Annotated in this window: 16 protein-coding genes and 1 tRNA gene; 2 read left to right on the plus strand and 15 right to left on the minus strand. The window is 67.9% G+C overall.

Annotation, left to right across the window (positions count from 1 at the left end; genetic code table 11):
• Positions 1-48: 48 nt before the first annotated feature.
• The 10 genes from ACZ58N_RS07055 to ACZ58N_RS07100 form a co-directional block, all read right to left on the minus strand.
• Positions 49-3,963 (minus strand): DNA-directed RNA polymerase subunit beta', encoded by a 3,915-nt coding sequence (locus tag ACZ58N_RS07055; RefSeq protein ID WP_471156451.1) that lies wholly within the window; start codon positions 3,961-3,963, stop codon positions 49-51.
• Positions 3,964-4,060: 97 nt separating this feature from the next.
• The gene (gene rpoB, locus ACZ58N_RS07060) at positions 4,061-7,543 is read right to left on the minus strand and encodes a DNA-directed RNA polymerase subunit beta (protein ID WP_281204226.1); all 3,483 of its coding nucleotides are present in this window, start codon (positions 7,541-7,543) and stop codon (positions 4,061-4,063) included.
• 567 nt (positions 7,544-8,110) lie between these two features.
• Complete coding sequence (rplL, locus tag ACZ58N_RS07065) at positions 8,111-8,497, minus strand: 50S ribosomal protein L7/L12 (protein WP_471156455.1); 387 nt, start codon at positions 8,495-8,497, stop codon at positions 8,111-8,113.
• A gap of 110 nt (positions 8,498-8,607) precedes the next feature.
• Positions 8,608-9,138, minus strand: a complete 531-nt coding sequence (gene rplJ, locus ACZ58N_RS07070; protein WP_215144029.1) for a 50S ribosomal protein L10 — start codon at positions 9,136-9,138, stop codon at positions 8,608-8,610.
• Between the two features lie 351 nt (positions 9,139-9,489).
• Positions 9,490-10,356, minus strand: a complete 867-nt coding sequence (locus tag ACZ58N_RS07075) for an SCO4651 family lipoprotein (RefSeq protein ID WP_471156606.1) — start codon at positions 10,354-10,356, stop codon at positions 9,490-9,492.
• 190 nt (positions 10,357-10,546) lie between these two features.
• Complete coding sequence (gene rplA / locus ACZ58N_RS07080) at positions 10,547-11,275, minus strand: 50S ribosomal protein L1 (RefSeq protein WP_471156458.1); 729 nt, start codon at positions 11,273-11,275, stop codon at positions 10,547-10,549.
• Between the two features lie 85 nt (positions 11,276-11,360).
• On the minus strand, positions 11,361-11,795 hold the full coding sequence (gene rplK / locus ACZ58N_RS07085) for a 50S ribosomal protein L11 (RefSeq protein ID WP_351821568.1): 435 nt from the start codon (positions 11,793-11,795) through the stop codon (positions 11,361-11,363).
• A gap of 184 nt (positions 11,796-11,979) precedes the next feature.
• The gene (nusG, locus tag ACZ58N_RS07090) at positions 11,980-12,915 is read right to left on the minus strand and encodes a transcription termination/antitermination protein NusG (RefSeq protein ID WP_471156460.1); all 936 of its coding nucleotides are present in this window, start codon (positions 12,913-12,915) and stop codon (positions 11,980-11,982) included.
• 84 nt (positions 12,916-12,999) lie between these two features.
• Positions 13,000-13,281: a preprotein translocase subunit SecE gene (gene secE, locus ACZ58N_RS07095; protein ID WP_281204219.1), complete on the minus strand. Its 282-nt coding sequence runs from the start codon at positions 13,279-13,281 to the stop codon at positions 13,000-13,002.
• Positions 13,282-13,386: 105 nt separating this feature from the next.
• Positions 13,387-13,459: transfer RNA gene (locus tag ACZ58N_RS07100), tRNA-Trp, on the minus strand.
• Positions 13,460-13,650: 191 nt separating this feature from the next.
• Between ACZ58N_RS07100 and ACZ58N_RS07105 the strand changes: the two genes are divergently transcribed.
• Positions 13,651-14,877, plus strand: coding sequence for a pyridoxal phosphate-dependent aminotransferase (locus ACZ58N_RS07105; protein WP_471156463.1), 1,227 nt, complete (start codon positions 13,651-13,653; stop codon positions 14,875-14,877).
• 179 nt (positions 14,878-15,056) lie between these two features.
• On the plus strand, positions 15,057-16,076 hold the full coding sequence (locus ACZ58N_RS07110) for an adenosine deaminase (RefSeq protein ID WP_471156465.1): 1,020 nt from the start codon (positions 15,057-15,059) through the stop codon (positions 16,074-16,076).
• Here ACZ58N_RS07110 and ACZ58N_RS07115 read toward each other — a convergent pair.
• The 5 genes from ACZ58N_RS07115 to ACZ58N_RS07135 all read right to left on the minus strand — a co-directional run bounded on the left by ACZ58N_RS07115 (position 16,066) and on the right by ACZ58N_RS07135 (position 20,441).
• Positions 16,066-16,482: a hypothetical protein gene (locus ACZ58N_RS07115; RefSeq protein ID WP_281204216.1), complete on the minus strand. Its 417-nt coding sequence runs from the start codon at positions 16,480-16,482 to the stop codon at positions 16,066-16,068. The two genes, ACZ58N_RS07110 and ACZ58N_RS07115, sit on opposite strands and share 11 nt — an antisense overlap.
• Before the next feature lies 1 nt (position 16,483).
• Positions 16,484-17,539 carry a UDP-N-acetylmuramate dehydrogenase gene (locus ACZ58N_RS07120; protein WP_471156466.1) on the minus strand — a complete coding sequence of 352 codons (1,056 nt, stop codon included), beginning with the start codon at positions 17,537-17,539 and terminating at the stop codon, positions 16,484-16,486.
• A 45-nt stretch (positions 17,540-17,584) separates the two neighbouring features.
• Positions 17,585-17,983: a DUF3291 domain-containing protein gene (locus ACZ58N_RS07125; protein ID WP_471156467.1), complete on the minus strand. Its 399-nt coding sequence runs from the start codon at positions 17,981-17,983 to the stop codon at positions 17,585-17,587.
• A gap of 152 nt (positions 17,984-18,135) precedes the next feature.
• On the minus strand, positions 18,136-19,632 hold the full coding sequence (locus ACZ58N_RS07130) for a DHA2 family efflux MFS transporter permease subunit (RefSeq protein ID WP_471156470.1): 1,497 nt from the start codon (positions 19,630-19,632) through the stop codon (positions 18,136-18,138).
• Positions 19,633-19,784: 152 nt separating this feature from the next.
• Positions 19,785-20,441 carry a TetR/AcrR family transcriptional regulator gene (locus tag ACZ58N_RS07135; protein WP_471156473.1) on the minus strand — a complete coding sequence of 219 codons (657 nt, stop codon included), beginning with the start codon at positions 20,439-20,441 and terminating at the stop codon, positions 19,785-19,787.
• Positions 20,442-20,509 lie beyond the last annotated feature (68 nt).

Here is a 20,509-nt window from a genome sequence, read left to right on the forward strand (position 1 = left end):
CGGCCACCCTCTCGGGTGACCGCCCTGCGCTTACCGCTCTGTTGCGACTCAGCCGTTGTACGGGCCGTAGTCGTAGTCCTCCAGCGGGACCGCCTGGCCGGAGCCGGTGCCGAAGGGCGAGTAGTCGATGTCGTCGTAACCGACGGCCGAGTACATCGCTGCCTTGGCTTCCTCGGTCGGCTCCACCCGGATGTTGCGGTAGCGGGCGAGACCCGTACCGGCCGGGATGAGCTTACCGATGATGACGTTCTCCTTGAGGCCGATGAGGCTGTCGGACTTGGCGTTGATCGCCGCATCCGTCAGGACTCGGGTCGTCTCCTGGAAGGAGGCGGCCGACAGCCAGGATTCCGTCGCCAGCGAGGCCTTGGTGATACCCATCAGCTGCGGACGACCGGAGGCGGGGTGACCGCCCTCGGTGACCACACGACGGTTCTCGGTCTCGAACTTCGAGCGCTCGACGAGCTCGCCCGGCAGGAGCTCCGCGTCGCCGGACTCGATGATCGTCACACGGCGCAGCATCTGCCGGATGATGATCTCGATGTGCTTGTCGTGGATCGACACGCCCTGCGAGTTGTAGACCTTCTGGACTTCGCCGACCAGGTGGACCTGGACGGCACGCTGGCCGAGGATGCGCAGCACGTCGTGCGGGTTGGTGGCACCCATGGTGAGCTTCTGGCCCACCTCGACGTGGTCGCCCTCGTGCACGATGACCTTGGCGCGCTTGGAGATCGGGAACGCCGTCTCCTCGCTGCCGTCGTCGGGCGTGATGACGATCTTCTTCGTCTTCTCGGTCTCCTCGATCCGCACGCGGCCGGCGGCCTCGGAGATCGGGGCGACACCCTTCGGGGTACGGGCCTCGAAGAGCTCGACGACACGCGGCAGACCCTGCGTGATGTCGTCACCGGCCACACCACCGGTGTGGAAGGTACGCATCGTCAGCTGGGTACCGGGCTCACCGATGGACTGGGCGGCGATGATGCCGACCGCCTCACCGATGTCGACCAGCTTGCCGGTGGCCAGCGAGCGGCCGTAGCAGAAGGCACAGGTGCCGACCGCGGACTCGCAGGTCAGGACCGAGCGGGTCTTGACCTCCTCGACGCCGTTCGCGATGAGGGCGTCGATGAGCACGTCACCGAGGTCCACGTTCGCCGGCGCGATGACCTTGCCGTCGATGACGACGTCCTCGGCCAGCATGCGGGCGTACACGGAGGTCTCGACGTCGTCCGCCTTGCGGAGGACACCCGCCTCGTCCTTGACACCGATCTTGAGCTTGAGGCCGCGCTCGGTGCCGCAGTCCTCCTCGCGGATGATGACGTCCTGCGAGACGTCCACCAGACGACGGGTGAGGTAACCCGAGTCGGCGGTACGCAGGGCGGTGTCCGCCAGACCCTTACGGGCACCGTGCGTGGAGATGAAGTACTCCAGAACGGTGAGGCCCTCACGGAAGGACGCCTTGATCGGACGCGGGATGGTCTCGTTCTTCGCGTTCGACACCAGACCACGCATACCGGCGATCTGTCGCATCTGCATCATGTTTCCTCGGGCACCCGAGTCAACCATCATGAAGATGGGGTTCGTCTTGGGGAAGTTCGCGTTCATCGCCTCGGCGACCTCGTTGGTCGCCTGCGTCCAGATCTGGATGAGCTCCTGAGTGCGCTCCTCCTTGGTGATCAGACCGCGCTCGTACTGCTTCTGGACCTTCTCGTCCTTGGCCTCGTAGCCCGCGACGATTTCCTTCTTCGCCTCGGGAACGACGACGTCGGAGATGGCCACGGTGACACCCGAACGGGTCGCCCAGTGGAAGCCGGCCGCCTTCAGGTTGTCGAGCGTCGCCGCCACGATGACCTTGGGGTAGCGCTCCGCCAGGTCGTTGACGATCTCGGAGAGCTGCTTCTTGCCCACCGAGTAGTCGACGAACGGGTAGTCCTCGGGCAGCAGCTCGTTGAAGAGCGCGCGACCCAGGGTCGTCTTCAGACGGAAGCTGTCGCCCGGCTGGAACTCGCGTTCCCCGACGACGTCGTCCCCGGCCTCGACGACCGGCGGCACCCAACCGCGCGGCGGGATGGTGCCCACCGGGAAGCGGATGTCGACGGCCGACTGGAGCGCGAGCTCGCCGCCGTCGAACGCCATGGTCGCCTCGGCGGTGGAGCCGAACGCGCGGCCCTCACCCTTGACGTCACGGAGCTCACCGTCGGTGGTCAGGAAGAACAGACCGAGGACCATGTCCTGGGTCGGCATCGTGACCGGACGGCCGTCGGCCGGCTTCAGGATGTTGTTCGAGGACAGCATCAGGATGCGGGCCTCGGCCTGCGCCTCCGCGGAGAGCGGCAGGTGCACGGCCATCTGGTCACCGTCGAAGTCCGCGTTGAACGCGGTGCAGACGAGCGGGTGGATCTGGATGGCCTTGCCTTCGACCAGCTGGGGCTCGAAGGCCTGGATGCCGAGGCGGTGCAGCGTGGGCGCACGGTTCAGGAGGACCGGGTGCTCGGCGATGACCTCTTCGAGGACGTCGTAGACGACCGTGCGGCCGCGCTCGACCATCCGCTTCGCCGACTTGATGTTCTGCGCGTGGTTCAGGTCGACCAGGCGCTTCATCACGAACGGCTTGAAGAGCTCCAGCGCCATGGCCTTGGGCAGACCACACTGGTGCAGCTTCAGCTGCGGACCGACGACGATCACGGAACGCGCGGAGTAGTCCACGCGCTTGCCGAGGAGGTTCTGACGGAATCGACCCTGCTTGCCCTTCAGCATGTCGCTGAGGGACTTCAGGGGACGGTTACCGGGACCGGTCACCGGACGACCACGACGACCGTTGTCGAAGAGGGCGTCGACGGCCTCCTGGAGCATGCGCTTCTCGTTGTTCACGATGATCTCGGGGGCACCGAGGTCGAGAAGGCGCTTCAGGCGGTTGTTGCGGTTGATCACGCGGCGGTACAGGTCGTTCAGGTCGGAGGTCGCGAAGCGGCCACCGTCCAGCTGCACCATCGGACGCAGGTCCGGCGGGATCACCGGCACGCAGTCCAGAACCATGCCCTTGGGGCTGTTGCTGGTCTGCAGGAACGCGGAGACGACCTTGAGGCGCTTGAGCGCACGGGTCTTCTTCTGGCCCTTGCCGGTACGGATGATCTCGCGGAGGCGCTCGGCCTCCTCCTCCAGGTCGAAGGACTCCAGGCGCTTCTGCAGCGCCGCGGCACCCATCGATCCGTCGAAGTACGTACCGAAGCGGTCGCGCAGCTCGCGGTAGAGCAGCTCGTCGCCCTCAAGGTCCTGGACCTTGAGGTTCTTGAAGCGGTTCCACACCTCGTCGAGGCGGTCGATCTCGCGCTGGGCGCGGTCACGGAGCTGCTTCATCTCGCGCTCGGCGCCTTCGCGCACCTTGCGGCGCACGTCGGCCTTGGCGCCCTCGGCCTCAAGCTCGGCCAGGTCGGTCTCAAGCTTCTTGGCGCGGCCTTCGAGGTCCGAGTCGCGACGGTTCTCGATCTGCTGGCGCTCGACGGAGACGTGGGCCTCCAGCGACGGGAGGTCGCGGGTGCGGCGCTCGTCGTCCACGAACGTGATCATGTACGCGGCGAAGTAGATGACCTTCTCAAGGTCCTTCGGCGCGAGGTCCAGCAGGTATCCGAGGCGCGACGGGACGCCCTTGAAGTACCAGATGTGGGTGACGGGAGCGGCAAGCTCGATGTGGCCCATCCGCTCACGACGCACCTTGGCGCGCGTGACCTCGACGCCACAGCGCTCACAGATGATGCCCTTGAAGCGGACACGCTTGTACTTGCCGCAGTAGCACTCCCAGTCCCGGGTCGGACCGAAGATCTTCTCGCAGAAGAGTCCGTCCTTCTCGGGCTTGAGCGTGCGGTAGTTGATGGTCTCCGGCTTCTTGACCTCGCCGTGGGACCAGGTTCGGATGTCGTCCGCGGTGGCAAGGCCGATCCGCAGCTCGTCGAAGAAGTTGACGTCGAGCACTGTGCGTCAATCCCTCTTTCGGGGTCGAGTCTCAATCATGGTCTGAACGGTCCCGGGGATGACGGGGGGCTCTTGAGCGAGCCCCCCGTCAGGCCCGTCAGACCTCTTCGACGCTGCTCGGCTCACGCCGGGACAGGTCGATACCGAGCTCCTCCGCCGCGCGGAAGACGTCCTCGTCGGTGTCGCGCATCTCGATGGACATGCCGTCCGAGGACAGCACCTCCACGTTGAGGCAGAGCGACTGCATTTCCTTGATGAGCACCTTGAAGGACTCGGGAATGCCCGGCTCGGGGATGTTCTCGCCCTTGACGATGGCCTCGTAGACCTTCACGCGGCCGGTGACGTCATCGGACTTGATGGTCAGCAGCTCCTGGAGGGCGTAAGCGGCGCCATAAGCCTCAAGCGCCCACACCTCCATCTCACCGAAGCGCTGGCCACCGAACTGCGCCTTACCACCCAGCGGCTGCTGCGTGATCATCGAGTACGGACCGGTCGACCGCGCGTGGAGCTTGTCGTCGACCAGGTGGTGGAGCTTGAGGATGTACATGTACCCGATGGAGATCGGGTCCGGGAACGGCTCGCCGGAGCGGCCGTCGAACAGACGCGCCTTGCCGGACGGCAGGACCAGGCGGTCACCGTCGCGGTTCGGGATGGTGTGCTCGAACAGGCCCGTGAGCTCGTCCTCGCGGGCACCGTCGAACACCGGGGTGGCGACGTTGGTGCCGGGCTCGACGCGGTCGGCGCCGATGACCTTGAGGCGCTCGGCCCACTCCTCGCCGAGACCGGAGACGTCCCAGCCGCGGCTGGCGAGCCAGCCGAGGTGGATCTCCAGGACCTGGCCCGGGTTCATTCGGGACGGGACACCCAGCGGGTTCAGGATGATGTCGACCGGCGTGCCGTCCTCAAGGAAGGGCATGTCCTCGATCGGAAGGATCTTGGAGATGACACCCTTGTTGCCGTGACGGCCGGCGAGCTTGTCACCATCGGTGATCTTGCGCTTCTGGGCGACGTAGACGCGGACCAGCTGGTTCACGCCCGGAGGAAGCTCGTCGCCCTCCTCGCGGTCGAAGACGCGGACACCGATGACCTTGCCGATCTCACCGTGAGGAACCTTGAGCGAGGTGTCGCGCACCTCGCGGGCCTTCTCACCGAAGATCGCGCGGAGCAGACGCTCCTCGGGGGTCAGCTCGGTCTCACCCTTGGGCGTGACCTTGCCGACCAGGATGTCGCCGGCGACGACGTCCGCACCGATGCGGATGATGCCGCGCTCGTCGAGGTCGGCGAGGACCTCCTCGGAGACGTTCGGGATGTCCCGGGTGATCTCCTCGGGGCCCAGCTTGGTGTCACGGGCGTCGACCTCGTGCTCCTCGATGTGGATCGAGGAGAGGACGTCGTCCTGCACGAGGCGCTGCGACAGGATGATCGCGTCCTCGTAGTTGTGACCTTCCCAGGGCATGAACGCCACGAGCAGGTTCTTGCCGAGGGCCATTTCGCCCTCTTCGGTCGCGGGACCGTCGGCGAGGACCTGGGACTCGATGATCCGGTCACCCTCGTTGACGATGACCTTCTGGTTGACCGAGGTGCCCTGGTTCGAGCGGGAGAACTTGGCGACGCGGTACGTGGTGTACGTGCCGTCGTCGTTGGCGACGGTGATGTAGTCGGCCGAGACCTCCTGGACGACACCGTCCTTCTCCGCGCGGATCGAGTCACCGGCGTCGACCGCACAGCGGTACTCCATGCCGGTGCCGACGAGCGGCGCTTCCGCCTTGATGAGCGGAACGGCCTGGCGCATCATGTTCGCGCCCATGAGGGCACGGTTGGCGTCGTCGTGCTCCAGGAAGGGGATCATCGCGGTCGCGACGGACACCATCTGGCGCGGGGAGACGTCCATGTAGTCGACGTCGTCGCCGGCGATGTAGTCGATCTCGCCGCCACGACGACGAACCAGCACGCGGTTCTCGGTGAAGCGCATCTCGTCGTTCAGGCCGGCGTTGGCCTGGGCGATGACGAAGCGGTCTTCCTCGTCGGCCGTCAGGTAGTCGACGTCGTCGGTGACGACACCCTCGATGACCTTGCGGTACGGGGTCTCGACGAAACCGAACGCGTTGACGCGACCGTAGGACGCGAGCGAGCCGATCAGACCGATGTTCGGGCCTTCGGGGGTCTCGATCGGGCACATGCGGCCGTAGTGCGACGGGTGGACGTCTCGGACCTCGAAGCCGGCCCGCTCACGGGACAGACCACCGGGGCCCAGCGCCGACAGACGGCGCTTGTGGGTCAGGCCCGACAGCGGGTTGTTCTGGTCCATGAACTGCGACAGCTGGCTGGTGCCGAAGAACTCCTTGATGGAGGCGACGACCGGCCGGATGTTGATCAGGGTCTGCGGCGTGATCGCCTCGACGTCCTGGGTCGTCATCCGCTCGCGGACGACGCGCTCCATACGAGCCAGACCCGTGCGGACCTGGTTCTGGATGAGCTCGCCGACGTTGCGCAGACGACGGTTGCCGAAGTGGTCGATGTCGTCGGTCTCGACGACGATCGAACGGCCGGACTCGCCGGTCGTCTCGGTCTCACCGGCGTGCAGCTTGACCAGGTACTTGATCGTCGCGATCACGTCGTCGGTGGTGAGCACACCGGCGTCGAGCGGCTCGTCGGCGCCGAGCTTCTTGTTCACCTTGTAGCGGCCGACCTTCGCGAGGTCGTAGCGCTTCGGGTTGAAGTAGAGGTTCTCAAGCAGCGTCTGAGCGGCCTCGCGGGTCGGCGGTTCGCCCGGGCGCAGCTTGCGGTAGATGTCGAGCAGTGCGTCGTCCTGGCCCTGGGTGTGGTCCTTCTCCAGGGTGGCGCGCATGGACTCGTACTCGCCGAACTCTTCGAGGATCTGCTCGGTGGTCCAGCCGAGAGCCTTGAGGAGGACGGTGACGGACTGCTTGCGCTTGCGGTCGATGCGGACACCGACCATGTCGCGCTTGTCGACCTCCATCTCCAGCCAGGCACCCCGGGAAGGGATGATCTTGGCGGAGAAGATGTCCTTGTCGGACGTCTTGTCGATGGAGGAGTCGAAGTAGACACCGGGGGAACGGACGAGCTGCGACACGACGACACGCTCGGTGCCGTTGATGACGAAGGTGCCCTTGTTGGTCATGAGCGGGAAGTCGCCCATGAAGACCGTCTGAGACTTGATCTCTCCGGTCTCGTTGTTCGTGAACTCGGCGGTGACGAACAGCGGAGCCGCGTACGTGAAGTCGCGCTCCTTGCACTCGTCGACAGAGTTCTTCGCCGGCTCGAAACGGTGGTCGCGGAAGGTCAGCGACATCGACCCGGAGAAGTCCTCGATCGGCGAGATCTCCTCGAAGATCTCTTCCAGACCGGACTTGGTGGGGACGTCCTGTCCACTCTCAAGCGCCGACTCGACGCGAGACTTCCAGGCGGCGTTGCCGAGCAGCCAGTCAAAGCTCTCGGTCTGCAGCGCCAGGAGGTTCGGAACCTCAAGAGGCTCCTTGATCTTTGCAAAGGAGATGCGCAGCGGGGCGGTGCTGGCACCGTTGTTCGTATTGGTCGAGGCGTTGCGCGAGGCGGCCAAGAGGGGGTCCTTCCGAGGGCTCGGACTCACTACGCGCGTACCGGTCCCAGCCGACACGGAAGACGGACGTTCTCGATCCGGCAGAAAAGACCAGGTCGGAGACGATCAATCAGTGTGCTCAAGCGTGGGCATGCCCCTGGCGACGGGCAGGGGGCAGCTAACAGGCAGCGCAAAGGGTCAGTGTAGCCACTCGGCTCACTGATGTCCAGACCAGGTTTCCGGAAACCGGCAACAGGCCTTCCCCATGTCGTTTGAACTACCCCTGCCAACGCTCGGCATCGCACACAGAGCGCGTATCAGTACTGCCCTCTTCGTAACCGATCCATGCCTGGTATCTCGAATCCCCACCGGGCGGAGTCGGCGACGGGACTGAGAATTGCGCGCCGCCGGCCGTTCGTCAAGGCCCCGTGCTCCGAGCGGATCATCTTCGGACCCTGCTCCGGGGCAACGATGATCACCCTACTCCCCAACGAGACCAGGGCAAGTCAGGCACTGCGGGTACGCCAAAGGGCGACCACCCTTACGGGTGATCGCCCTTGGAAGAGGCTCCGGAGAGCCTCAGAGGTGTTACTTGACCTCGACAGCCGCGCCGGCAGCCTTGAGGGACTCGGCGGCCTTGTCAGCGGCCTCCTTGGCGACCTTCTCAAGGACGGGCTTCGGGGCGCCGTCAACGAGGTCCTTGGCTTCCTTCAGACCCAGGGAGGTCAGCTCGCGCACGACCTTGATGACCTGGATCTTCTTGTCGCCGGCACCGGTGAGGATGACGTCGAACTCGTCCTGCTCCTCGACCTGGGCAGCGGCGTCGCCGCCACCCTGGCCCGGGGCGGCAACGGCGACGGCCGCGGCGGCGGTGACGTCGAACTTCTCCTCGAACGCCTTAACGAACTCGGAGAGCTCGATGAGGGTGAGCTCCTCGAACTGGGCGAGGAGTTCGTCCTGGGTGAGCTTCGCCATGATGGGCGATCCTTCCACTAAATCGGCAGGTGCCGGATGTATATAGAGGCGGGCGTAACGGCCCGCTACGACCCACGCACTAGGCGGCGTGGATCAGTGCGCGAGCCGAATTACTCGGCACCGCCCTGCTCGGCGAGCTTGACGCGAAGCGCTTCCGCGGTGCGGACGAACTTCGACGGCAGCGCCTGGAAGAGCGAGGCAGCCTGGGACTGCTTGCCCTTGAACGCGCCGGCCAGCTTGCTGAGCAGAACCTCGCGGGACTCAAGGTCCGCAAGCTTCTTGATCTCATCGGCGGTGAGCGCCTTACCATCAAGGACACCCGCCTTGATGATGAGGTTGGGGTTTTCCTTGGCGAAGTCACGCAGGCTCTTCGCCGACTCCACCGGGTCACCGGTGATGAAGGCGACCGCGGTCGGACCAGCGAAGTGCTCGTCCAGCGCGGTGATCCCGGCCTGGTTGGCCGCAATCTTGGTCAGCGTGTTCTTCACCACGGCGTACTGGGCGTTCTCACCGAGCGAACGACGCAGCGTCTTGAGCTGCGCGACGGTGAGACCCCGGTACTCGGTCAGCACGGCGGCGTTCGAGCTCTGGAACTGGTCCGTGAGCTCGGCTACCGCGGCAGCCTTGTCGGGCCTTGCCATAGAGCGTCGGCCTCCTTCCGGGTGATGAGGACCGCTCAGAAGGGGCTGAACAAAACGAAACGCCCCGGCGCATGCGCACGGGGCGTAAGCTCGACCGAATCACTCCGGGAGCTTCTCCACGAACACCTGCGCAGGACGTCCGCACTCAGCGGATCCTTCGGTCGCCAGACTCTTTCGAGCAGGGCAACGACCAGCGGTCTTTGGCTTCTGGTGAAGCGTACGTGAAGCGGTCCAGTCGAGGCAAATCGCCTCAGGAACGCTGGGGGCCGCCCGGTCGGTCAAGGGTCCGGGCAGCCCTGTTCACGCGCTCCCCCGTCATCGGGACGGGCACCTCGGTGCCGGTGACGGCACTCAGGCGGTGCCGCCCGTGTCGCCCTTCATCATCTCCGCGAGGTCCATGACCTGGTCGGCCGGCGGCGCGGTGATCTCGACGGGCTTGTTCACGTCGTGGAACTTGACCGTGACGTCCATCGGGCCCTCGGTGCCCTGGCCGCGGGTGCGGAACTGCTTGGTCTGGTCGGACCCGTCGATCCAGATGTCCATCGTCAGTTCCTTGATGCCCTGGGCCTCCAGCATCTTCAGGTTCTTCTCCTGGCGGGCCTTGGCCTCGGGCGTGGTGGCCGCGCTCGTGTCCCTCAGCCGGTCCACGCCGATGGTGCCCGTCAGGTGGGTGGTCTTCTGGCCGTCGATGGTCTCCTCGCCGACGGTCTTCAGGTCCTGGGACAGGCTCAGGTCGTTGGCCTTGTCGCCCGGGTTCTCGCCCTGCTGGCTGCCGCCCAGGGCGTCCAGCTTCTTGGCCTGCTCCGGAGCCATCGACTTCAGGTCGAACTTCATCCACTTGCCCTCGCTGCCCAGGTAGAGGGCGCCGTCGAGGAGGCGGATGCCGACGTCCTGTCCGGGCGTCTCGGGCGAGGCCATCGTCATGGACATCGCGACGTCGGGCTTGAGGCGCATGGAGGCCTCACCGGAGATCGTGTTGCCCGCGGCGGTGCCGGACATGCTGTACCGCAGCGACGTGATCTCCGCGGACTTCTTCTTCGTCTTCTCCAGGAACGCGGCCGGCGCCATCGCGGGCGTCACCGGGGCCGACGTGGAGGCTGCCGGCGCGGCGGCGCCGTCCTTCTTCTCGCCCTTGCCGTCCTGGCACGCCGTGGCCCCGCCCACGAGCAGTACGGCGGCCAGCGCGGCGCCGATGGTCTTCCTGCGGTATGCAGACATGAAGGTCCCCACCCCTTGTGTGATCGTCATTTGGTTTCGACTTTACGTTCCCGTCACGTACGAACGCGCGGCCATTACGGGTTCCGGGCCCTTCCGTGACGGGGAACACGCGGAACGGGCCCCCCACCGCCCGTGAAGGGTGGTGGGGGGCCCGCTCGGTGGTGCAGGGGAGCCGTCAGGCTCGGCCCGATCAAACAGCGGCCGGGTCTTCCTCGACGAGGAGGTTCCGGGTGCGGTTCGAGTCCAGGGCGATGCCGGGACCCATGGTGGTGCTCAGGGCGGCCTTCTTGATGTAGCGGCCCTTCGCGGCGGACGGCTTCAGACGGATGATCTCGTCCAGGGCCGCCGCGTAGTTCTCGACCAGCTGCTCATCGGAGAAGGAGACCTTGCCGATGATGAAGTGCAGGTTCGAGTGCTTGTCGACGCGGAACTCGATCTTGCCACCCTTGATCTCGGTGACAGCCTTGGCGACGTCCATCGTGACGGTGCCGGTCTTCGGGTTCGGCATGAGGCCACGGGGACCGAGCACGCGGCCGAGGCGGCCGACCTTGCCCATGAGGTCCGGCGTGGCGACAACGGCGTCGAACTCGTTGAGGCGGTTGCCCTTGGCGATCTCGTTGATCAGCTCGTCATCGCCGACGATGTCGGCGCCGGCGGCTTCCGCGGCCGCTGCACGGTCACCGGTCGCGAAGACCAGGACCCGGGCGGTCTTGCCGGTGCCGTGCGGGAGGTTCACGGTGCCACGGACCATCTGGTCGGCCTTGCGCGGGTCGACACCCAGGCGGAAGGCGACCTCGACGGTGCTGTCGAACTTGGTCGCGGAGGTCTCCTTGGCGAGACGGACGGCTTCGAGCGGGGCGTAGAACTTGTCCCGGTCGACCTTGGCGTCCGCAGCGCGGAGAGTCTTGCTGCGCTTCACTTCTGCTCCTGTGTAGTGACTTCAGGCGTGGAGTCGTGGTGCGGACCAGCGCTTGGCCCTACCACTGTCGTGCTGGGTGGCTGAATCAGCCTTCGACCGTGATGCCCATCGAACGCGCGGTGCCGGCGATGATCTTCTCGGCGGCGTCGATGTCGTTCGCGTTGAGGTCGGGCATCTTGATCGTGGCGATCTCGCGGACCTGGTCACGCGTGAGCTTCGCGACCTTGGTCTTGTGCGGCTCGCCGGAGCCCTTCTCCACGCCCGCGCTCTTCAGGATGAGGCGCGCGGCCGGCGGAGTCTTGGTGATGAAGGTGAAGGAACGGTCGTCGTAGACCGTGATCTCCACCGGCACGACCATGCCACGCTGCGACTCGGTCGCGGCGTTGTAGGCCTTGCAGAACTCCATGATGTTGACGCCGTGCTGACCGAGCGCGGGGCCGACCGGCGGAGCCGGGTTGGCCGCACCGGCCTTGATCTGGAGCTTGATAAGCCCCGTGATCTTCTTCTTCTTGGGAGGCATTGCTCTCTCCGGGTCCTAGTGAGAGTTTTCAGCCGCCAACCGGTCATCCGGATGGAGGCATACCGCACCACGATAACGGGTACAGGTGCGGGGCTAAAAACCGAGCAGGTCAGACCCCCCTTCACGGGGCGATCTGACCTGCTTCGGAAGCGTCGTTCAGAAGGTCCGGATCAGCGGATCCGGGTCAGTTCTTCTGGATCTGGTCGAAGCTCAGCTCGACCGGGGTCTCACGGCCGAAGATCTCGACGAGGCCCTTGACCTTCTTCGAGTCCGGGTTGATCTCGTTGATCGTCGCCTGCAGCGTCGCGAACGGGCCGTCGGTGACGGTGACCGAGTCGCCGACCTCGAAGTCCAGGACCTCGATGGTGCGCTTGACGGCGGGAGCCGGCAGGCCCGCGGCCTCGGCGGCGGCCTTGTCGGCCTTCTCCTTCGCCTCCGGCGCGAGCATCTTGACGATCTCGTCCAGGGTCAGCGGGTACGGGTCGTAGGCGTTGCCCACGAAGCCGGTGACACCGGGAGTGTTGCGGACGACGCCCCAGGACTCGTTCGTCAGATCCATGCGGACGAGAACGTAACCGGGCAGCTTGTTCTGCCGGACGTTCTTGCGCTCGCCGTTCTTGATCTGGACGATCTCTTCCTCGGGCACCTCGGCCTGGTAGATGAACTCCTCGACGTTCAGCGAGACGGCACGCTGTTCGAGGTTCGCCTTCACGCGCTTCTCGTAGCCCGCGTAGGTGTGGATCACGTACCACTCGCCGGGCAGCAGACGGAGCTCGTCGCGCAGGGCCTGGGTGGGGTCGACGGGCTCGGCGGGCTCGACCTCGGCGGCCTCCTCGGCCTCCTCGTCGTCGCTCTCGTCCGCGGCTTCGACGTCGCCCTCGGCGGTGTCGTCGTCGGCATCGTCGGTGTCGTCGGATTCGTCCGCGTCTTCGACCTCGGCGTCGACCTCATCCTCGACGTGCAGCGCGGCCTCTTCGGCGGCGGTGCCCGCGTCGGCGTCGGCGAGCTCGGCCTCGTCGGGGTCCACAGCGTCGGCAGCCTCGACGATGTCGAGCTGGTCCTCAACGGACTCGACGGACTCGACGGACTCGTCGCTCACGTTCAGGTTCGGGTCAGACACGGTGGCTGCTTCTTCCTGGATACAAAAGGTGGTGGAACATGCGAAAACGGGCGGCACCCATCAAGGCGCCGCCCTCCGCGGGGATCAGCCGAAGACGAACTTGATGGCTTCCTGGAACCCATAGTCAATCACGGTCACCAGACCGATCATGATGACGACGAAGACAATCACCACGGAGGTGTACGTCGTGAGTTGGTTACGGGTGGGCCAAACGACCTTGCGGAGTTCCGCGACGATCTGACGGTAGAAGAGCGCGAGCCGGCCGAGAGGGCCCTTCTTGCCGCGCTTACCGCCCTTGCGGGACTTCTTCTCGCGAGTGTCGTCCTCGGCGTCAGGCATGTCGATGGAGCCCAGGGCGTCCGTCACGTCTCTCACCTGAATCCGGGTCGTGGCCGTAGCCGCGCCCGGTTGCGCCGCACGGCGTTGCATCGAAGTACGTACCTGCGCACACATCCGAGAAGGAGTGTGGAGCAGGGCCGGAGGGACTCGAACCCCCAACCGCTGGTTTTGGAGACCAGTGCTCTACCAATTGAGCTACGACCCTTTGCGTTCCCCAACCTACCGCATCCGAGCGAGTGCACGGAGTGCTCACGTTCCGGGCGGTTGATGAGGACCAACGACAGGTGAGTGTACGTGGTCCGGGCCCTGACGTCGAACAGAAGGGCTCCGAACCTGCTCCGTCCGGTACCTGAAACGGTGTGCGGGCCTTCTGGGCCGTCTGGGACGATTGGCCGCATGACCTCTGCAACGCCTTCCTCCGAGCGCCGGGTGTCCGCCCGTATCGGCGCCATTTCCGAGTCCGCCACCCTCGCCGTCGACGCCAAGGCCAAGGCCCTCAAGGCCGCCGGGCGCCCGGTGATCGGCTTCGGCGCGGGCGAGCCCGACTTCCCGACCCCCGACTACATCGTCGAGGCGGCGGTCGAGGCCTGCCGCAACCCGAAGTACCACCGCTACACGCCGGCCGGCGGTCTCCCCGAGCTGAAGGCCGCCATCGCCGCGAAGACGCTGCGCGACTCCGGCTACGAGGTGGACGCGTCCCAGGTACTGGTGACCAACGGCGGCAAGCAGGCGATCTACGAGGCGTTCGCGGCCATCCTCGACCCGGGCGACGAGGTCATCGTCCCGGCGCCGTACTGGACCACCTACCCGGAGTCGATCCGCCTCGCGGGCGGCGTTCCGGTCGAGGTCGTCGCCGACGAGACCACCGGGTACCGGGTCTCCGTCGAGCAGCTGGAGGCCGCGCGCACCGAGCGCACGAAGGTCGTCCTCTTCGTCTCCCCGTCCAACCCGACGGGCGCCGTCTACAGCGAGGCCGACGCCGAGGCCATCGGCCGCTGGGCCGCCGACAAGGGCCTGTGGGTCCTGACGGACGAGATCTACGAGCACCTGGTCTACGGCGACGCCAAGTTCGTCTCGCTCCCGGCGATCGTCCCCGAGCTCGCCGACAAGTGCATCATCGTCAACGGCGTCGCCAAGACGTACGCGATGACCGGCTGGCGCGTGGGCTGGATCATCGGCCCGAAGGACGTGGTGAAGGCCGCGACGAACCTCCAGTCGCACGCCACCTCCAACGTCTCCAACGTGGCCCAGGTCGCGGCGCTCGCCGCCGTCTCCGGCAACCTGGACGCCGTCCACGAGATGCGCACCGCCTTCGACCGCCGCCGCCAGACCATCGTGCGGATGCTGAACGAGATCGACGGCGTCTTCTGCCCGACGCCCGAGGGCGCGTTCTACGCGTACCCGTCGGTCAAGGAGCTGCTGGGCAAGGAGATCCGCGGCAAGCGCCCGCAGACCTCCGCCGAGCTCGCCTCGCTGATCCTGGACGAGGCCGAGGTCGCGGTCGTCCCGGGCGAGGCCTTCGGCACCCCCGGCTACCTGCGCCTCTCGTACGCCCTGGGCGACCAGGACCTGGTCGAGGGCGTGTCCCGGCTGCAGAAGCTCCTCGGCGAGGCCAAGGCCTGATCGTCGGTGCGCGGCGGGCGGCGCCACCCCGGCGGGGTGGCGCCGCTCCGTCGTTTCCGCGCCCGGCCGCCGCGCCGCGGCCCGTCCCAGGGCGCCGGCGGCTCATATTTACGTTCGGGCAAGGTCCCGTTCAGGGAAAGCGGCTGCCGATCGGGTGACGAGTACGGCAGGATCACCTGATGGAGCACGTACGCGATCTCACGCTTCTGCCGAAAGCACACCTCCACCTGCACTTCACCGGGTCGATGCGCCCCTCGACGCTGCTGGAGCTGGCCGACAAGTACGGCGTTCGCCTGCCCGAGGCCCTGACCAGCGGCGAACCGCCCAAACTACGGGCCACGGACGAACGCGGCTGGTTCCGCTTCCAGCGGCTCTACGACACCGCCCGGTCCTGCCTGCGCGAGCCCGACGACATCCGACGGCTGGTCCGCGAGGCCGCCGAGGAGGACGTCCGGGACGGCAGTGGCTGGCTGGAGATCCAGGTCGACCCCACCTCCTACGCCCCTCTGCTGGGCGGCATGATCCCGGCGGTCGAGATCATCCTGGACGCCGTCGACGCCGCCTCCCGGGAGACCGGCCTCGGCATGCGCGTCGTCATCGCCGCCAACCGCATGAAGCACCCCCTCGACGCCCGCACCCTGGCCCGCCTCGCCGTCCGGTACGCCGACCGCGGCATCGTCGGGTTCGGGCTCTCCAACGACGAACGCCGCGGCATGGCCCGGGACTTCGACCGGGCCTTCGCCATCGCCCGCGAGGGCGGCCTGCTCGCGGCCCCGCACGGCGGCGAGCTGAGCGGGCCCTCCTCCGTCCGGGACTGCCTCGACGACCTGCACGCCGCCCGCATCGGGCACGGCGTCCGGGCCGCCGAGGATCCCCGGCTGCTCAAGCGGCTGGCCGACCGCCGGATCACCTGCGAGGTCTGTCCCGCGTCCAATGTCGCCCTCGGCGTGTACCAGCGGCCGGAGGACGTGCCGCTGCGCACCCTCTTCGAGGCCGGCGTGCCGATGGCATTGGGCGCGGACGACCCGCTGCTGTTCGGTTCGCGGCTCGCGGCCCAGTACGAGATCGCCCGCCGCCACCACGGCTTCACGGACGCGGAGCTGGCCGAGCTGGCCCGGCAGTCGGTGCGCGGTTCGGCCGCGCCGGACGAGGTCCAGGCCAAGCTGCTGGACGGGATCGACCACTGGCTCAGCGGGTGAGCCGCAGGTCCCCCTCGTAGCAGTCGGCCCGTACCCGGTGGCCGCCGGGGAACCCGATCTCCAGGTGGGTGCGGCCCTGTTCGGGCAGCGCGAACTCGGCGACCGAGGCGATCGTCCGCCCGACGTGGGGCAGGAACGGGTGGTCACCGAGGTCCTCACCGACCTCGATGCGGCCCCACTCGCCCAGGTCGTAGGGCTCGTGCGGGGTCGCGGACTCGACGATGAGGCACTGGTCGGAACCGGTGGTGATCCGCGTGGAGTCGCCGACGCTGTCGATCAGCCACACGTCGAGCGGTGCCTCGGAGCGTTCGCCCTCGCAGACGTGCCAGGACGCGACGACCCGGCTGATCTCGCGGCCCACCAGACGCGTGGGGTCCGTGCCGGCCCCGTGCTGGGGGCAGTTCATGTCAGATGCGGACGCCGACCGTCACCGGCTCGTTGACGAGCGTGACGCCGAAGGCCTCGTGGACGCCCGCGACGACCTCGCGGGCCAGCGCGAGGAGGTCCTCGGTGGTGGCCTCGCCGCGGTTGGTCAGGGCCAGGGTGTGCTTGGTGGAGATCCTGGCGGGGCCGGTGCCGTAGCCCTTGGTGAAGCCGGCCTTGTCGATCAGCCAGGCCGCGCTGGTCTTCGTACGTCCTTCGCCGGCCGGGTAGGCGGGCGGCGCCGTGTCGGGGCCGAGCCGGTCCTGGGCGCGGGTGAGGAACGCGGCGTACGCCTCGTCGGTCAGGATCGGGTTGTGGAAGAAGGAGCCCGCCGACCAGGTGTCGTGGTCGGTGGGGTCGAGGACCATGCCCTTGCCCGCGCGCAGGCGCAGCACCGTCTCGCGGGCGGTTGCGGCCGGGACCCGGTCGCCGGCGCCGACACCGAGGGCGCGGGCCGTTTCCGGGTACTTGATCGGGGCGGAGAGGCCGCCCGCGTCCTCCAGGGCGAAGCGCACGCGCAGGACGACGTAGCGGTCGGGCTGGTCCTTGAAGGTGCTGTTGCGGTAGCGGAAGTCGCACTCGGCGGCGGTCAGGGTGACCGTTTCGCCGCCGGCGCGGTCGTAGGCGACGACCTCGGTGATGGTGTCGCAGACCTCCTGGCCGTACGCACCGACGTTCTGGATCGGGGTCGCGCCGGCCGATCCGGGAATTCCGGCGAGGCACTCGATGCCCGCGAGTCCGGCGTCGACGGTGCGGGCGACGGCGTCGCTCCAGTTCTCGCCCGCGGCGAGCTCCAGGCGGGTGCCGTCGAGGACGAACCCGGTCGTCGCGATGCGCAGGGCGGTGCCGTCGAAGCCCTGGTCACCGATGACCAGGTTGCTGCCGCCGCCGATGACCAGCAGCGGAGTGCCGGTGGCGTCCGCGGCACGGACGGCGGCGACGACCTCGGCGTCGGTGGTCGCGGTCACCAGCCGGGCCGCGGGGCCGCCGAGGCGGAAGGTGGTCAACGGGGCGAGGGGGGCGTCGTGGAGTTCCTGCACGAGCACAAGAGTACGGTCCGTGCCCCTCGCATCCCGGCGGGGCACTCAGTGGGCCCGCTTCCGCTCGGCCAGACGGCGCTCGGCCTCGTCCCAACCGATGGGGAGTTCCGAGGCCCGCACGCTCCAGAAGGTGAACTCGGCCTCCTTCGTGAAGGCGGCCGCGGCGCGGGAGCTGGAACGGTGCGGCTCACTGCCCGCGAAGCGGTACAGGGCGTCCCGGTCCTCCCAGGCGGACAGGGTGAGGAAGGTCCGGCGCAGGACCCGGGCCCGGAGGGCGACTCCGTGCGCGCCGGGAGCCTTGCGGATCTGCGCGATGATCCCGGGCGCCTTGAGGAAGAACCTGAGGGAGCCGAGGAGGGTGACGGTCTCGAAGCGGGAGGCCATGACGTAAACCTCGGCGTCGGGGGCGGGGCGGACCGGCGTGGACCAGGGGATGTCGGGCATGACGGGTGCTCCTTCGCAATGCGTCGTCGTACGGAGTACGGAGGTACGGAACTTCGCGTGCGGGCGGTGCTGCGCTCCTCACGGCCGGGCCCGACCTCGGGCCCGGCCGGCGAGCGGTGCCGGTGGGGTGCGGAACCGGTGTGTCGGTGCGTTCAGCCGGCGACGGGCACCTTCCGGGCCTCGGCGGTCGGCCGGGACCCGGTGCGGGTCGAGCGGCCCCGGCGCGGGACGAGCAGCGCGAACCCGGCGGCGACGGCGACGGCCACGGCCCCGATCCACAGCGCGGGGACGGTCCCGTCGGTGAAGGCCTGCGGGGTCTCGTAGCCGCCCTGGGCGGAGAAGACGGAGGCGAGGACGGCCACACCGAGGGCGCCGCCGACCTCGCGGAGGGCGGTGTTGGTCCCGGAGGCCTTGCCCTGGTCGGCGGGGCGCACCGTGGACATGAGCACGTTGGCGGCCGGGGCGAAGTAGAGGGCCATGCCGATGCCGCTGAGGATCAGCGGCGGGAGCTGGGCGGCGTAGGAGACGTCCGCGCTCAGGATCACCGCGAACCAGCCGAGCCCGATGGCCTGGAACGCCAGCCCGGCGGCGACGACGGGTCGGCCGCCGATCCGGTCGGAGAGGATCCCGGCGAGCGGGGCCACGATCATCGGCATGCCGGTCCAGGGGAGCATGCGCAGTCCGGCTTCGGTGGGCGAGTAGCCGACGACCCCTTGGAGGAACTGGCTGAGCAGGAAGATCGAGCCGAACATGCCGAGGAACATGAGCAGGCCGGCGACGTTGATCCCGAGGAACCCGCGGTCCCGGAAGAGCCGCATGGGGAGGACGGGGTTGGCGGCGCGCAGGCCGTGGCGGACGAAGGCGGCGAGGAGCGCGCCACCGGCGATGAGGGCGGTGAGGACGGGGCCGCTGGTCCAGCCGTGGGCGTTGGCGTTGACCAGTCCGTAGACGATCCCGAAGAGGCCGCCGCTGATCAGCAGGGTGCCGGGGACGTCGAGCCGGGCGTCCGGCGCGGTGGACTCGGCGAGGCGCAGGCGGGCGAGGGGGATCAGGGCGAGGCCGATCGGCACGTTCAGCCAGAAGATCCACTGCCAGGAGATGTGCTCGGTGAGGGTGCCGCCGATGAGGGGGCCGCTGGCCACGGCGAGACCGGTCACGGCCCCGTAGATCCCGAGGGCCATGCCCCTGCGGGCGGCCGGGACGGCGACGGTGAGCAGCGTGAGGGTGAGCGGCATCATGATCGCCGCTCCGACGCCCTGGACGGCGCGGGCGGCGATGAGCGCGTCGATGCCGGGCGAGAGCGCGGCAGCGGCGGAGGAGGCCGTGAATATCCCGAGCCCGATGATGAAGAGCCGCCGCCGGCCGAACCGGTCCCCGAGGGCGGAGCCGAACATGAGCAGGACGGCGAAGGTCAGCGTGTAGGCGTTCACCGTCCACTCCAGGTCCTCCAGCTTCCCGCCGAGGTCGGAGCGGATCGCGGGGAGGGCGGTGGTGACGACGAGGTTGTCGAGGGCGGCCATGAAGCTGGCGGCGCCGGTGATGACGAGGGCCCAGACGGCGGCCGCCCCGAGGGCGGGCGCCTTGGTGTCGGGCGATTGCGTACCGGGCGACTCGGCGCCGGGTGACTGGGCGGCTGGTTGGGCGCTCATGGTGTTTCCCCCTGGTTGCTGCGTTGCGTGGGCAGTGGTGCAGGTAGTGACTGATTACTAACTTTTGCGGCCAGACCGCATCCGCCGGCGGGGCGGAGTCGGGTGGCGGAGTTTGAGGGTGGGGATCGGTGGGTGTGCGGTCGGGTGCGGGCTCAGGCCTGCGGGGGCTCGGGGGTGCCGGTGCGGCCGTCGGGACCCGATGGGCCTGCGGGGCCCGAAGGGCTGTCCGCGTCCGAAGGGCTGTCCGCGTCCGAGGGACTTCCGGGGCCGGAGAGGCGGCACCCCTCCCATACGCGGTGCCCGGGCGGGAACCCGAGGGCCGCGAGGGTGTTGATCAGCATTCCGTAGGCCATGAAGGAAGCCGCCTCCCCGCTGTCCCCGCCGAGGGGCAGCCGGACGGTGTCCCAGAGATCCATCCATCCGGCGCGCACCAACTCGCCGAACTCCCGCTCCCCGGCGGCTTCGGCGGCCGCCACGGTCACGTACACCTGGAGCTGCATCTGCAGTTTGTCGGGCTGCTCGGCGATCAACGCCAGGTAGGCCGCCCCCATGGCATCCAGGGCCTCTTCACCGCTGAGCCCCTCGGCGGCTCCCTCGAAGACCAGCCTGATCTCCTCCATGCACCGGGTGGTGGCGGCGAGGAACATGGCCTGCTTGTTGGGAAAGAGCCGGAACAGGTACGGCTGCGAGACACCGACGCGCTTGGCGATCGCCTCGGTGGACGTCCCGTAGTAGCCGCCGCGCGCGAACTCGCACATGGCCGCCCGCACGACGCTCTCGCGCCGCTCTTCCGCACTCATCCTTGCCATGTCCTTAAGTTAGTGCTCAATCACTAACTTGGTCAAGGGGGTGGCGCCGGGACTCACTGTTCCGTCGG

The sequence above is a fragment of the Streptomyces sp. NPDC040432 genome (assembly GCF_055595445.1).